The sequence below is a fragment of the Vagococcus carniphilus genome (assembly GCF_014397115.1).
Taxonomy (GTDB): domain Bacteria; phylum Bacillota; class Bacilli; order Lactobacillales; family Vagococcaceae; genus Vagococcus; species Vagococcus carniphilus.
Map to the genome: position 1 here is coordinate 1107361 of NZ_CP060720.1, position 13986 is coordinate 1121346.

General features: G+C 31.8%; 15 protein-coding genes and 1 riboswitch. All 15 genes read left to right on the plus strand.

The features are described from left to right. Positions 1 to 2 precede the first annotated feature (2 nt). The 15 genes from recR (at position 3) to H9L18_RS05635 (ending at position 13821) form a co-directional block, all read left to right on the plus strand. A complete protein-coding gene (gene recR, locus H9L18_RS05565) occupies positions 3 to 599 on the plus strand; it encodes a recombination mediator RecR (RefSeq protein WP_126793984.1) in 597 nt (198 codons plus the stop codon). Positions 600 to 619: 20 nt separating this feature from the next. Beyond that, on the plus strand, positions 620 to 1264 hold the full coding sequence (gene tmk, locus H9L18_RS05570; RefSeq protein ID WP_126793981.1) for a dTMP kinase: 645 nt from the start codon (positions 620 to 622) through the stop codon (positions 1262 to 1264). A gap of 21 nt (positions 1265 to 1285) precedes the next feature. Beyond that, complete coding sequence (locus tag H9L18_RS05575) at positions 1286 to 1615, plus strand: cyclic-di-AMP receptor (protein WP_126793978.1); 330 nt, start codon at positions 1286 to 1288, stop codon at positions 1613 to 1615. Then, a complete protein-coding gene (locus tag H9L18_RS05580; RefSeq protein ID WP_126793975.1) occupies positions 1615 to 2556 on the plus strand; it encodes a DNA polymerase III subunit delta' in 942 nt (313 codons plus the stop codon). The genes H9L18_RS05575 and H9L18_RS05580 overlap by 1 nt, the downstream gene beginning before the upstream one ends. A gap of 17 nt (positions 2557 to 2573) precedes the next feature. Then, on the plus strand, positions 2574 to 3401 hold the full coding sequence (locus H9L18_RS05585) for a PSP1 domain-containing protein (RefSeq protein WP_126793972.1): 828 nt from the start codon (positions 2574 to 2576) through the stop codon (positions 3399 to 3401). Between the two features lies 1 nt (position 3402). Then, positions 3403 to 3735, plus strand: a complete 333-nt coding sequence (locus H9L18_RS05590) for a DNA replication initiation control protein YabA (RefSeq protein ID WP_126793969.1) — start codon at positions 3403 to 3405, stop codon at positions 3733 to 3735. 63 nt (positions 3736 to 3798) lie between these two features. Then, positions 3799 to 4668 carry a 16S rRNA (cytidine(1402)-2'-O)-methyltransferase gene (gene rsmI / locus H9L18_RS05595; protein ID WP_126793966.1) on the plus strand — a complete coding sequence of 290 codons (870 nt, stop codon included), beginning with the start codon at positions 3799 to 3801 and terminating at the stop codon, positions 4666 to 4668. Positions 4669 to 4852: 184 nt separating this feature from the next. Further along, on the plus strand, positions 4853 to 6598 hold the full coding sequence (locus tag H9L18_RS05600; protein WP_126793963.1) for a coiled-coil domain-containing protein: 1746 nt from the start codon (positions 4853 to 4855) through the stop codon (positions 6596 to 6598). A 32-nt stretch (positions 6599 to 6630) separates the two neighbouring features. Then, on the plus strand, positions 6631 to 8346 hold the full coding sequence (locus H9L18_RS05605; protein WP_126793960.1) for a glucosaminidase domain-containing protein: 1716 nt from the start codon (positions 6631 to 6633) through the stop codon (positions 8344 to 8346). Positions 8347 to 8377: 31 nt separating this feature from the next. Continuing rightward, positions 8378 to 8475: riboswitch (purine riboswitch) on the plus strand. A 54-nt stretch (positions 8476 to 8529) separates the two neighbouring features. Beyond that, a complete protein-coding gene (locus H9L18_RS05610) occupies positions 8530 to 9111 on the plus strand; it encodes a xanthine phosphoribosyltransferase (RefSeq protein ID WP_126793957.1) in 582 nt (193 codons plus the stop codon). Positions 9112 to 9437: 326 nt separating this feature from the next. Further along, positions 9438 to 10565, plus strand: a complete 1128-nt coding sequence (locus tag H9L18_RS05615) for a 5-(carboxyamino)imidazole ribonucleotide synthase (protein WP_126793953.1) — start codon at positions 9438 to 9440, stop codon at positions 10563 to 10565. A 25-nt stretch (positions 10566 to 10590) separates the two neighbouring features. Beyond that, complete coding sequence (locus H9L18_RS05620) at positions 10591 to 11226, plus strand: GntR family transcriptional regulator (protein WP_185847483.1); 636 nt, start codon at positions 10591 to 10593, stop codon at positions 11224 to 11226. A gap of 20 nt (positions 11227 to 11246) precedes the next feature. Further along, the gene (locus tag H9L18_RS05625) at positions 11247 to 12164 is read left to right on the plus strand and encodes an aldo/keto reductase (protein WP_126793947.1); all 918 of its coding nucleotides are present in this window, start codon (positions 11247 to 11249) and stop codon (positions 12162 to 12164) included. 24 nt (positions 12165 to 12188) lie between these two features. Then, positions 12189 to 13055, plus strand: a complete 867-nt coding sequence (locus H9L18_RS05630; protein WP_126793944.1) for an ABC transporter ATP-binding protein — start codon at positions 12189 to 12191, stop codon at positions 13053 to 13055. A gap of 13 nt (positions 13056 to 13068) precedes the next feature. Then, positions 13069 to 13821, plus strand: a complete 753-nt coding sequence (locus H9L18_RS05635) for an ABC transporter permease (RefSeq protein WP_126793940.1) — start codon at positions 13069 to 13071, stop codon at positions 13819 to 13821. Positions 13822 to 13986: the final 165 nt, after the last annotated feature.

A 13986-nucleotide genomic window follows, 5' to 3' on the forward strand; every position in this document is an offset into this window, starting at 1 on the left:
GTATGCATTACCCAACTCCAATTGCTAAATTGATTGAAAGTTATATGAAACTCCCAGGAATAGGTGCTAAAACAGCAACAAGATTAGCTTTTTATACAATCAATATGAAAGAAGAAGATGTAACTGAATTTGCTAAATCTTTAATTAGCGTTAAGAGAGATTTACATTACTGTTCTATTTGCGGCAATATTACAGATGAAGCAACTTGTGACATTTGCCGTGATCCTCATCGTGATAAGTCAACTATTCTTGTTGTGGAGGAAACTAAAGATGTGATGTCAATGGAAAAAATGCGCGAATACAAGGGTTTGTATCATGTGTTAAATGGTGTTTTATCCCCAATGGATGGAACAGGGCCAGATGACTTAAATATTGCATCATTAATCAAGAGACTACATGATGATGAAGTCAAAGAAATTATTATTGCAACTAATGCGACAACCGATGGAGAAGCAACAGCAATGTACTTATCTCGCTTGATTAAGCCTGCAGGAATCAAAGTAACAAGATTGGCTCATGGTTTATCAGTAGGTAGTGATATAGAATATGCCGATGAGGTGACCTTGCTAAAAGCTGTTGAAGGTCGAACAGAAATTTAAGTTATGTGAGGAGTAAGGAAATGAAGGGCGTTTTTATTACCGTAGAAGGACCAGATGGTGCAGGTAAAACTACAGTTATTAAAGAACTAAGTGAATTAATTAAAAAAAATAGTAATCAGTCATTAACTGTAACAAGAGAACCAGGAGGTATCCCTATTTCAGAGGAAATCCGTCAAGTGATATTGGACCCTAAAAACACTGAAATGGATGAAAGAACCGAAGCACTTTTGTATGCAGCAGCTAGAAGACAACATTTAATTGAAAAAGTTTTGCCAGCTAAAGAAGCTGGAAACTTAATTTTGTGTGATCGTTTTATTGATAGCTCTATAGCTTATCAAGGAGCAGGGCGAGAAATCGGTGAAGATGAAGTTCTAAAAATAAATGAATTTGCTATTGAAGGAAATTATCCAGATTTAACTATTTATTTAGATGTCCCTTCAGAAGTGGGAATTGATAGAATTAATAAAAGTCGAAAAGGAGACGAATTGGACCGATTAGACAGAGAATCTTTAGCTTTTCATGAAAAAGTTCGCGAATCTTATTTGAGACTAGTTAAAGCTAATCCAGATCGAATTGTTTTAATAGATGCGCAAGATAATATAGAAAAAGTTGTAAAAAATTGTTATGATTTAATCAAGGAAAGATATCCTTTATTTTTTAATTAAGAAAAAAAGGTGGTTATTAAGATGAAATTATTATTAGCAATTGTTCAAGATAAAGATAGTAACCGATTGTCTAGCGAATTTGTTCAAGCCAACGTTCGCGCGACAAAACTTTCGACAACAGGAGGTTTCCTTAGAGCTGGTAATACAACCTTTATCATCGGTATTGAAGATGAGCGTGTTGATGAAGTATTAGAAATCATTAAAGAAAATTGCCAAGCAAGAGAACAATATGTGACATCTCCAGTAACGTTTGACATTTCAATGGATGCTCATTCAAGCTATCCAATTCCAGTACAAGTTGGTGGAGCAACTGTCTTTGTGATGCCAGTAGAAGGATTTCATCATTTTTAATGGAAAAATTAATAAAAAATAGAGTAGAAGAAGAACAACCTCAATGGATGAAAATATTTAAAAGAGTTATTGGAAAAAATCAATTAACTCATGCTTATCTATTTGAAGGTCAAGATATAGATTCAGCCTATGATTTTTCTCTATGGGTAGCTCAAGGCATTTATTGTCAGGAGGTATTAGAAGGTTCATGTGGAGAGTGTAGTATTTGTCGTAGAATTGAAACATCTGATTTTCCCGATGTTACAACGATTATCCCAGAAGGTCAAACGATTAAAGTAGATCAAATCCGTGATATTAAACAAACCTTTATTAGAAGTGGGATGGAATCACGAACAAAAGTCTTAATTGTAAAAAACGCTGAGAAAATGACAACAAGTGCCGCTAATAGCTTGTTAAAATTTATTGAAGAGCCAGACGGTATGATGTATATCTTCTTCTTAACGAATAACATCAATAAAATTTTACCAACTATTCAATCAAGGTGTCAGCATATTTTTTTAAAACCAGTCTCTAAACAAGTCATTGCTTCAACTTTAGAGGAAGACTCTTCCTTATCCAAAAAGCAAACAGAATTAATAGCTGAGTTAGTTGATTCAAAACAAAAGGCAGTTGAATTATCGTCTGATGAGTGGTTTAATAGTGCTAGAGAAACGGTGTCTAAATGGTTTCAATATTTAGAGAAAAAAAACGCTTTAGCTTTTGTATTTGTTCAACAGTATCTTGTGAAGATGGCAAAAGAAAAAGAGCAGCAGTTTTTAATTTTGGATCTTTTGCTGAGTTTTTATCGGTTGAAACTAAAAGAAGAAATTGCGTCTGAACAATTTAGTCAACGTGATTCAAACGAAGCAATTGAAAAAATATTATTTGCAAGACGAAAACTGGAAGCTAACGTTAGTTTTCAAAATGTCTGTGAGCAACTTGTGTGGCAATTGCTATTTTAATATAGGAGGACGACCATATGGTAGAAGTAGTCGGTGTCCGTTTTAAACCAACAGGAAGAATTTATTATTACTCAGGCGCGAAAAATGTTGAGTATTTATATAATCAAAAAGTCGTGGTAGAATCTCAAAAAGCAAAAGAATTAGCTCAAGTAGCCATTCCTAAAAAAGAATTAGCTGAAGAAGATTTACCAGAAGAAATTAAGCCTATCATCCAAATAGCAACAGAAAAACAATTGGTGAAGTATGAAGAAAATTGTGAAGATGCTAAAAAAGCTTTTGTTATTGCTAAAGAAAAAATTTCAGAACATGAGCTTGAAATGAAACTAGTGGATGCAGAATATACTTTTGATAGAAGTAAAATTGTGTTTAGTTTTACGGCAGATGGTCGAATTGATTTTAGAAATTTAGTCAAAGATTTAGCAGCTATTTTCAAAACACGCATCGAATTGCGTCAAATTGGAGTTAGAGATGAAGCAAAATTACTTGGTGGAATTGGGCCATGTGGTAGACCGCTATGTTGTAGTACTTTTTTAGGTGATTTTGCTGCTGTTTCAATCAAAATGGCTAAAGAGCAAAACCTATCATTAAATCCTAGCAAAATTTCAGGTGTTTGTGGAAGGTTGATGTGTTGTTTGAATTATGAAAATGCAGAATATGAAAGAATTAGAAAGATGATGCCTGATTTTGGACAAATTATTGAAACACCAGATGGGCAAGGAAAAGTTATTGGACTTAATATTCTTTCTGAAGTCGTTAAAGTAAAACCTTTAGGACGAGAAACACCAGTAGAATATGGATTAGATGAATTACTTGAGAGCGAGCAACAAGAGATAAAGGAAGATTAACATGGAAAAAACGAAATTATATGATGAATTAGTGGCTATTGAAAAAAATCTACAAACCATGTTAACTCAAGTTGGAGAGATGAAAGATGTTGTAGATAGTGTTCTAGAACAAAATCTTAATTTAGAACTTGAAAACCAACATCTAAGAGATCGTTTGGAAAAGTTAGAACGAGAAGATTTGCCAGAAGATAGTAAACAAGAATTATCAAAATCTCGTTTAAATTTAGAAAAACTTTATGAGCAAGGATTTCACGTCTGTAAAGACTTTTATGGTTCAAGAAGAGAAAATCATGAAGAATGTGTTTTTTGTTCTCATATGATTTATGGAAAATAAAACGAAGGAAGTTAGAAGAAAAAATCTTTTGACTCACCTTCGTTTTTTTAAAGGAGAAAAATAATGAAGCAACAAAAAAGTTTTAAAAAAATGGATGTTGGAAAACTATATTTGGTTCCAACACCAATAGGTAATCTGGAAGATATGACGTTTCGTTCAATCAAAATGTTAAAAGAAGCAGATTTAATTGCTAGTGAGGATACTAGAAATACACAAAAACTTTTAAACCACTTTGAAATTGGAACCAAACAGATAAGTTTACATGAACATAATGTAAAAGAGCGTGTTCCTGAGTTAATCACTTATTTATTAGAAGGTAAAGTCATTGCACAAGTAAGTGATGCCGGCATGCCGTCTATTAGTGATCCAGGCCACGAACTAGTTTTAAAAGCAATAGAAAATGATGTTGATGTCATTTCTTTACCAGGAGCTTCAGCTGGAATAACAGCTTTGATTGCTACAGGCATTGCCCCACAACCTTTTCTTTTTTATGGTTTTCTACCTAGAAAAACGAATGAACAAAAGCAAAGTCTAGAGAAAATAAAAGAATTAGAATCGGCCTTAATTTTTTATGAATCTCCTCATAGGGTTGTTAAAACACTGAAAGTTATGTTAGAAGTATTTGGTGGTAATCGAAAAGCGGTTTTATGTCGCGAGTTAACGAAATTATTTGAAGAATACACTAGAGGAACTATTGAAGAGTTAATTTCTTTTTTTGAAGATACTCCTATAAAAGGTGAATGTTGTCTAATCATTGAAGGTTTTGATGGTCAGGTTATGCTAAGTGAAGTAGAAGAAGGTCTTAGTATTCGTGAACATGTTCTTCAAGTGATTGAACAAAATAAAGTAACGAGTAAAGTAGCAATAAAAGAAGTTGCTAAAATAAGAGGAATAAAAAAACAAGATGTCTACAAAGAATATCACTTGGAGTAATTAGATTTTCTAAGAGGAATCAAATTAAAAAAAAGTTGCATAATAATAGGGTTATGATACAATTTTCTTGTATAAGTATGATTAGAATAGCTGTGAAAGTTTTTTTTTATTGACTGTTTTTCTATGAGTACGTGAGTGTTAGTTAAGTTTTTTAATATAAGTTTTTTTGTGAGGTGGAATTTGATTGTTTAATAATTGGTTAAAACGTCGAGATGACGATTCAAAAGAAAATGAAAATGAATTAGAAAAAAATGAATTAGCGCCAACATCTGAAGATGTCGTCCCTTCAAGTAATCTAGATTATGATAGCGGCAGCCAAAATAATGATGATGATTATTATTACTATTATTATTATGAAGCAGGGGATAATAATGGTCCAACTATTCCTAATTTAGATTTGGAAAAAAAAGAAGAGACTTTGGATTTCTATGATTCAAAAGAAGAAGCCTATGTTAGTCCATTTGATTCAATTAATTCAGATGAAAGAGAGTTAAATCAAGAACAAGTAGTAGATGATTTTAGTTATGAACAAGATTATGTTCAAGCATCAAGCTCTAATGAAAGTTTATTATCAGATCAATCAACATTACTTGAAAATGAAAATACTCAATTAAGAGAAAAAATCGATCAGTTATTAGCAGAAAATGATCAATTACAAGACCAAGCAAGTAGAGTAGAAAAAGTTGAAGAGGCAAACGAAAAACTATCCTCTAAAATTGATGAATACGGTAGTTTGTTAGAAGAAAATAATAATTTACAAATTAAATTATTGGACTTTGAAAAATTAAAAGAAACGCATGATATGATGGTTGACTCTCTAGAGCAATTAAATACTAATATTTCTGACAAAGATCAAACTATCGAAAAATTAAACACACAGTTAACATCACTAACAGAAAATGCCGATAAAGAATCTGGCATGCAAGAAGAAAATTTCAAAGAGTTAGAAGCTAATTTAGCAAAACTATCTAATGAAAAAGAAGCATTAGAAGATTCAATCAAAGTACTTAATGAAAAACATCAATCAGAAGTTGATGCCTTGAAGCAACAAGTAAGTGAAGCAGAAGAAAAGATGAATGAGTTAACAAAAAAAATGGATGAGAAATTATCTGTTGAATCAAGTAAAGTGACTCAATTAGTTGCAGAAAATGACTCATACATTAAAGAGATTGAATCATTACAACAGGTTATTGAAGAATTACGAGCTAAACCTAGTGTGGAATCAGTTGAAGCAGAAGAAATCAAGCGAACTATTAAAGAATTAGAAGAACAATTAAGTCATTCTAAACAACTTGAAACACAATTAGCTAAACGATATGAAGAAGAACTTGAGAAAAACCAAAACAAGGATCTTGAGATGAAGAAAAAGGAACAGGAGTTAACTGAGATGAATGAAAAACTTAGCCAAACAGAACAATTAGAAAAAGAGCTTGCAGAATTACGAGACAACCAAAAAGTAATTAGTGAATTACAAAATGAGTTATCTAATATGCGTCACCAACAACAAGAGGTAACTTCAAGCTTAACTGAGTTGACTTCAGAAAAAACAAGAGCAGCGCGTTTAGAACAAGAAGTTATGGAGTTACGTTCTAACCAAAATCCAGATGTAAGTGATATTCAAAATGAATTATTAAGAGTTAAAGAAGAGTTACGTTTAGCTAACTTAAGAGCAGATCAAAATGGATCTATGAATCAATCTGATATTGCTCATGTTATGTTAGAAGCTCAAGCTAAAGCTCGTCAAATTGTAGACGTTGCAAACTACGAAGCAAAACGTCGTGTAGCTGACTCTGAAATGGAATTAAGTGCAGTAAGTCAAGAAGCTAGAAACTACTATCGTAAATTAGAAAAAATTAAATCAGAATCAGAGGTAGTGTTCTCTGAGTTATTGAGAAAATTAGAATCTATTGGAGATATCGATAGACTGTAAAATGATTTAGATTGAAACGGAGGTAAAGATTTATGACTGCTAGTAAAAAAAATAAGCATCGTAAAATAGGAATGTTTGTTGGTGTAAGTACGACGCTCTTTTCAGTATGTGGCCCTATTCTTCAATCTGTGGTTTACGCAGAAGAAGCAAATGTATCAACCGATAAAGTTATCCACCCTTTACCTGACGCTACATCTGTTATTAATTTTTCGACAGACTTTTCGAGTACAACTAACGCGGCAAATACTGGTGAAATAAGTAGCCAGCCTACACAAGAAGATACTGGAACTAAACCTGAAGAAGGAAGCAATGGATCTGAAACAGGTTCATCTTCAAGTCAATCTAATGGTAATTCAAGTTCTAATGGTGGTAATCAAAATACTGGTAGTTCTTCTAGTAGTAATAATCAAGGCTCAAGTAGTGGAACTAATTCTTCTTCTAACGGAGGGATTTCGTCAAACAGCTCAAATCCTTCAACAGGCAGTTCTTCTAGTAATGGAAGTATTTCTAATAATAATGATGGTGAAAAAGATCCGATTACAAAACCTAGCTCTTCTAAAGATGAAAATGATTTATTAGGTAAAAATATTAATAAACCAAAAGATTCAACACCAATTAAATATTCAAGAAATCAGTCAACAGCTGAATTTATTGAAGAAATTGGAGAATCTGCTAGACAAATTGGTCAAAAAAATGATTTATATGCTTCAGTTATGATTGCTCAAGCTATTTTAGAAAGTGGTTCGGGTAATAGTGGTTTATCAAGAAGTCCTAATTATAATTTATTTGGAATTAAAGGTTCTTATGAGGGAGAGGCAGTTCAAATGCCAACCTTAGAAGATAATGGTAAAGGTGGTATGTATACTATTTCTGCCAAGTTTAGAAAATATCCAAGCTATAAAGAATCTCTAGAAGATTATGCTACTTTAATGACAGGTGGTACTTCTGGGAGATCAACATTTTATCAAGGTGCTTGGAAATCTAACACTAAATCTTATAAAGAAGCTACTAAATATTTGACTGGTAGATATGCTACTGATACACGTTACAATGATAAATTAGATGGTTTAATTGAAACGTATGAGTTAACTCAATATGATCAGAAAAAAGCAGTAGAAACTAAGATGGAAAAATCAAAAGAAACTGAAGCCTTTATAAAAGAAATTTCTACTGATGCAAAAGAAATAGCAGGCAAGAATGATTTATATGCTTCTGTTTTAATTGCAGATGCTATCATTCAAAGTTCGTCTGGTAATAACATTTTAGCTAAAAAGAATAATATATTCTTAGCTGAAGGAGAGTACCAAGATAAAAGTGTAGAAGTAGAAACAGTTAAGCAAACTAAAAAAGGTCCAAAACTTGAAAAAGTTTCTTACAAAGAATATCCTTCTTATGAAGAGGCAATGACAGATCATGTCAAAGAACTTAAAGAAGATAAAGATGTTTATCAAGAGATGACAACAACTAAAAAAGATACTTATAAAAAAGTAACTGCTTATATGACAGCTCAAAATAAACAAGATAGAAAATATCATAAAAAATTAAATTCGCTAATTGCAACATACGATTTAACAGAATTTGATAAAGAAGTTGAACCGAAAAAAGTTGTAAAAAAAGCTAAACCTAAAAAAGACCTTAAGAAAAAATCTGAAAATATTGATATGTTGAATAAAATAGGACAAAATATGACAGATAAACTTTCTGAGAGTCTTGAAAAACCAACAAAATATCAAGTAACTAAAAATTAAAAAGGCAATCTTTGCCTTTTTTTAGTTGATTAATATAGTAAAATAAATAACTTATATATGATTATAATATGGATAATCGTTTCTACTCAATGCCGTGAACATTGGACTATAAGTAAAAATTGGTGAATTATACCCGTTTTTGCTTAGGCAAAAACGGTTTTTTTAATACAAGGGGGAATAATAATGAAAGAATTATTGGAAAAGATTTTAAAAGAAGGTACAGTACTAGAAGAGGATGTTTTAAAGGTAGATAGTTTCTTAACACATCAAATTGATCCAGAATTAATGAGTTTAGTAGGAAAAACGTTTGCTGATAAATATCGAGATAAAGGAATTACTAAAATCGTAACGATTGAATCCTCAGGAATTGCTCCAGCAGTTTTTATTGGGCTTGAATTAGGAGTGCCGGTTATTTTTGCTAGAAAGCAAAAAAGTTTAACCATGACAACAGAATTATTAACTGCTAGTGTTTATTCTTTTACGAAACAAACTACCAATAACATTTCAATATCAACTAAGTTTTTAACAGAACATGACAAAGTTCTAGTTGTAGATGATTTTCTAGCTAACGGACAAGCTGCATTAGGTTTAATTGAGTTATGCCAACAAGCGGGTGCAAGCATTGAAGCTATCAATATTGTTATTGAAAAATCATTCCAAAATGGACGTAGTTTATTGGAAGAAAAAGGGTATAAAGTAGACTCGCTTGCACGCATTAAATCATTAAAAAATAACAAAGTTCATTTTGTTGAAGAAGAGAATTAGGAAAACGATTTTGTTTTAGGGAAGCAACACTAAAAAAAATTAAAAAAATATTTTATAAAGTAAAAGAATAAATAATTTTTAAAGGTATAGGTAAGAATAAGCTGTTTCTGAAGATTGTGAATAATAAAATTTGTTGTTTAATAGATTTTAGACAAAAGGATAAAATATAACAGTTGACCAAGCAGGTCAGCTGTTTTTTTGACTTTAAAAGAATGATGATATCAGTATTTTTATCTTTACAGTCTATACACAGATTGTTACTATTAATACAGGATTATAATCAGTTAATTTATAACAAGAGAAAGTAGTGAGGGAAGTTGTCGAAAATGATTTTACCTGGTAGTACAATTGGTATTATTGGGGGCAGACACATTAGCAAAATGTTGGTAATGTCGGCAAAGAAAATGGGTTTTTCAGTCGGCGTTTTAGATCCTCTTGTAAATTGTCCCGCATCTCAAGTAGCTGATTGGCATATCTTAGCTGATTATGATAATGAAGGAGCATTATTAGAATTAGCTAAAAAATGTGATGTTATCACATATGAAACGGAGAATATTGACGTTAATGCGTTAGATTATTTAGCGAATTTCGTTTCATTGCCGCAAGGAACATTTGGTTTGTCAGTGACTCAGGATCGTTTAATAGAAAGAGAGTTTTTGGATAACCATTCAATCAATATTGCTCCTTATGAAACAGCTGTTGTTGTCTCAGATATAAGGGAGGCAATTAATTCTATTGGATATCCCTGTTTAGTTAAAAGTACAAGAAGATTTCAGGAAGAAGAGTTAGTTGTCAGAATTGAGTCTGCAAAGGATATAGATTTAGCAGTTCCTTTAATTCAAAGAGGTGTTTGTATGGTTGAAGCTATTGTCCCCTTAAAGAAAGAACTCTTTGTGACGATAGCAGTTAATAGAAAAGGTGAGTATACCTTGTTTCCAGTTGTTGAAACCATCCACTATGCGAACGGTCAATTGAAAAAAATAAAAGCACCTATCGAAATTTTAGATTTGGCTGATGATGTTGTTAATCAAATGGAGTTGATAGCAAAAGTTATCGCATCTGAATTAGGTGTTAGTGGTGTGGTTGGTATCGAATTTTTCTTAACAGAAGAGGATAACTTATATGTGAATGAGATTTCTTCTAGACCTCATGAATCAAGTAGTTATACATTAGATGCATGCGATTTTTCTGAATATGATGCCCATATTAAAGGGATTTGTAATTGGCCATTGCCTAAGGTAACACAATTGATGCCAGCAGTAACGTTTAATATAACGAAAGAAAATATTGAATTAGCCTTGTCATTATTAGAAACAAAAAGACAATGGCATTATCATTTTTATCAATACCCGCAAATGGATGCTCCTTTTAAATTGGGGCATATAACAGTGTTATCTGATAATTTGGAGGAAACAATACAAGAAATAAAACATACAGGTTTAATTGAGTACTAGTTTAGAGAAATAGGATGGAATGACAGTGAAGAAAAGTAGAATGCAGCAGAAGGCATATGATTATATCAAAGGAAAAATAGAAGATGGTACATGGCAAAATGATGTTAGAATTGTCGAACAAGACATTTCTAATCAATTAAACATTAGCCGCACACCAATTAGAGAAGCCATTAAATGGTTGATACTAGAAGGATATTTGGAAAAAGTAGTCAACAGAGGAGTTGTTGTCAAAAAACAAATTATTTCAAAAGAAGAATTTGTGGAAAGAGCTCAACTACTCGAATTACTCTTATCCAATTATATGTTTCAATTGCAAATAAAAAATCTATCTATTAATATGGATAATACTAAACAAAAATTAGAAAGTTTGAAAAGTGAAACAGATTTATTGGAAAAGCAAACGGTTTTAATGGAGATTTTAGAAACCTTTTTAGTTAACCTTGATAATCACATAATGAAACAGATTATAACCAAAAACTTTCAGCAACTGCATTACGTTAAATTTCCGCATGAGTCACCTCATTTCTTTTATGAGGAGGTTATTAATTGTTTTAGTAATTTATGCCTCCATCTTGGAGAAAAAGAGTTTGAGCTAGCAAGAAAGGATATTAGGGTTTTCTTTAACCGTGTCGTGTTAGAATTAATAGATCAACAGTTTTAAAATGAAAGGGTGAAAGATGAATGAGAAATATTGAATTAGGAAGCACTTCTATAGAGGTCCCACAGGTTGCACTAGGCTGTATGCGAATGAGCGATTTAGCTTTGAAAGATGCGGTGGCAGTTTTGGAAACTAGTTTAGATCATGGCATTAATTTTTTTGATCATGCTGATATTTATGGAAAAGGCGAAGCTGAAAAGAAATTTGCTCAAGCTATAAAAGAGATGGCTGTTCCTCGTGAAAAAATAATGATTCAATCTAAATGTGGTATTAGAGATGGCTTTTATGATTTTTCAAAAGAACATATTTTAAAGAGTGTTGATGGTATTTTAGAAAGATTAGAGACTGATTACCTTGATGTACTTGCTCTTCATCGCCCGGATACATTGATGGAGCCATCAGAGATTGCAGAGGCTTTTGATAAACTTCAGTCAACTGGTAAAGTCCGCCATTTTGGTGTTAGTAATCAGGGGCCAATGCAAATAGAACTAATTGAAAGAGCTCTTAACCAGAAGTTAGTGGTTAACCAATTACAATTTGGTTTAAAACATGCAGGTATGGTAGCTTATGGAATGAATGGAAATATGGAAAATGAAGCTGGCATCTATCGAGATGGCGGTATTTTAGAGTATTCAAGACTAAAAGAAATGACTATTCAAGCTTGGTCTCCATATCAGTATGGCTATTTTGATGGTGTCTTTTTAGGAAATAATGATTTTAAAGAGTTAAATGATGTCATTGAAGAAATCGCACAAAAATATGGTGTAACGGACACTGGCATTGCGACAGCTTGGATTAATCGACATCCAGCAAACATTCAAACGATTATCGGAACAATGAACCCTCAACGAATTGAAGCAGTCGCTTTAGCAAGTGAGATTGAATTAAGTAGAGAAGATTGGTACAGGCTGTATCAAGCAAGTGGCTATCAATTACTGTAAATTAACAAGTGAAGGAGGCAAACGATGGAAGTACGTCTAAATCAGGTAACCAAAAAATATGGTGCTCGAGAAGTTTTAAATATAGATGAATTGATTCTTGAGACAGGAAAAGCTTATGGAATCATTGGGCCAAATGGGGCAGGCAAAACAACACTTTTTAAATGTATTACTAATATCATTGGAGATTATCAAGGTGAAATTTTTATAAATAATGTTTCAGTGAAAGAACATAATAGTATTTTAAGTAATGTCGGAATCGTTTTAGATGGTATTTCCGTTTATAGAGACCGAACAGGATGGTTTAATATTGAATATTTCTCTCGTTTAAGAGGAAACTATAATCCACAACAAGCAGAAAAATTAGCGGTAGAATTAGAGATATCAGAATACTTACATAGTAAAGTCAAAACTTATTCATATGGAATGGTCAAAAAGTTAATTTTATTAATAGCACTTCTTCATGATCCTAAAATCTTAATTTTAGATGAACCTTTTAGAGGACTGGATTCAGAAACTGTTACTTGGTTTAAATTTTATTTAAAGCAAATGACAAGAAGAGGGATGAGTTTGATTATTTCTAGTCATGTTAAAAATGATATTGAATCTCTTTGTGAAGAGGTTTATATTTTAAAACAAGGACAGATTATTAAACATCTTAATTTAAGTGATCTATCTTCAAAAATGATTCGTGATGTGGAGACAACTAACCAAGAAGCTTTGATTGTTATTCTAGAAAATGCCAATTATTATTATCAAGTGTTAGAAAATGGTATTGTTCGCTTGAATATTCAAGATGAGCGTTGGGTAGAAGTAAAGGCAACTCTAATGGATCAAAATATTGATATCACAGAATTAGCTAAAGTCAACGTTCTTGATGGTAGTCTGAACTAGAGGAGGGGAACGAGTGAGTGCACAATTAATTTTTAGAATGGAATTATTCAAATACATGCGGGATAAGAAGTATTTAATTGCAACCGCAGTTTTAGCTATTATAAATGTTTGTACAACAGTTTACTTAGTTTATTTAATCGATCATATACAAGGATTTTCAGATAATGAAACAAGATTTCTTGGTATTTTTGTCTTATTTTCGACTTTAACAGTTTTTGCTAACTTTGCATTTATGTTTTTATATCCGTTCCACTTAATGTCAATGGATTACAAAAATGATGTTATGGCGATGTTAGTTGCTTCTGGAGTGAATAGAAATCGACTATTTTTCTCAAAAATTGGAGCAACTCTTTTATGGTCTTTAGCAGTAACTTTTGTTTTGGTTTTTATACCAGGCTTTATCATTTTATTAAAGGCTTCACAATCTATGGGAATGATGGATATATTTAATAATCTATTGAAAATGATTGACATGAATCACTTAAATATTTTTGAAATGTCTTTAACATTCTTTAATTCGTACTTAAATGTATTAGTTTTAATTTCAACTGCTACTATCTTGATGAAGGGGCGAAACCTAACTATCTTAGTTTATTTTGCTCTTAGCATGATGCAAACAGTCGTTATTGGATTGGTTGAACTGTTACCAATATCCTTAGATTTTAGTCAAACAAGTATGTCTGTTTTCAGTAATTTGCTATTAATGTTAATGTCTATCATTATGACCTTGGTATCTCTTAGTATAATGAAGCGGCAAAACTTGTAAAACACGAACAATAATAAAAGAAAAAGTAAGATTATTATCAAATGTCTTGCTTTTTTTTTGTATATACGGTAGATTGTCATAGGATGCAAAATATTCGAAGATATAAACCTTTTAATATTCGGTTTTTGCTCTCATAATAGTGTATTTATCGTTTAGGAGGAAGTC

Excerpts from the sequence above, each read along its gene's own strand:
- H9L18_RS05580 (WP_126793975.1), top strand. The coding sequence starts at position 1,615 with ATGGAAAAATTAATAAAAAATAGAGTAGAAGAAGAACAACCTCAATGG.
- H9L18_RS05630 (WP_126793944.1), top strand. The coding sequence starts at position 12,189 with ATGGAAGTACGTCTAAATCAGGTAACCAAAAAATATGGTGCTCGAGAA.
- tmk (WP_126793981.1), top strand. The coding sequence starts at position 620 with ATGAAGGGCGTTTTTATTACCGTAGAAGGACCAGATGGTGCAGGTAAA.
- H9L18_RS05585 (WP_126793972.1), top strand. The coding sequence starts at position 2,574 with ATGGTAGAAGTAGTCGGTGTCCGTTTTAAACCAACAGGAAGAATTTAT.
- rsmI (WP_126793966.1), top strand. The coding sequence starts at position 3,799 with ATGAAGCAACAAAAAAGTTTTAAAAAAATGGATGTTGGAAAACTATAT.
- H9L18_RS05575 (WP_126793978.1), top strand. The coding sequence starts at position 1,286 with ATGAAATTATTATTAGCAATTGTTCAAGATAAAGATAGTAACCGATTG.
- recR (WP_126793984.1), top strand. The coding sequence starts at position 3 with ATGCATTACCCAACTCCAATTGCTAAATTGATTGAAAGTTATATGAAA.
- H9L18_RS05615 (WP_126793953.1), top strand. The coding sequence starts at position 9,438 with ATGATTTTACCTGGTAGTACAATTGGTATTATTGGGGGCAGACACATT.
- H9L18_RS05610 (WP_126793957.1), top strand. The coding sequence starts at position 8,530 with ATGAAAGAATTATTGGAAAAGATTTTAAAAGAAGGTACAGTACTAGAA.
- H9L18_RS05605 (WP_126793960.1), top strand. The coding sequence starts at position 6,631 with ATGACTGCTAGTAAAAAAAATAAGCATCGTAAAATAGGAATGTTTGTT.
- H9L18_RS05590 (WP_126793969.1), top strand. The coding sequence starts at position 3,403 with ATGGAAAAAACGAAATTATATGATGAATTAGTGGCTATTGAAAAAAAT.
- H9L18_RS05625 (WP_126793947.1), top strand. The coding sequence starts at position 11,247 with ATGAGAAATATTGAATTAGGAAGCACTTCTATAGAGGTCCCACAGGTT.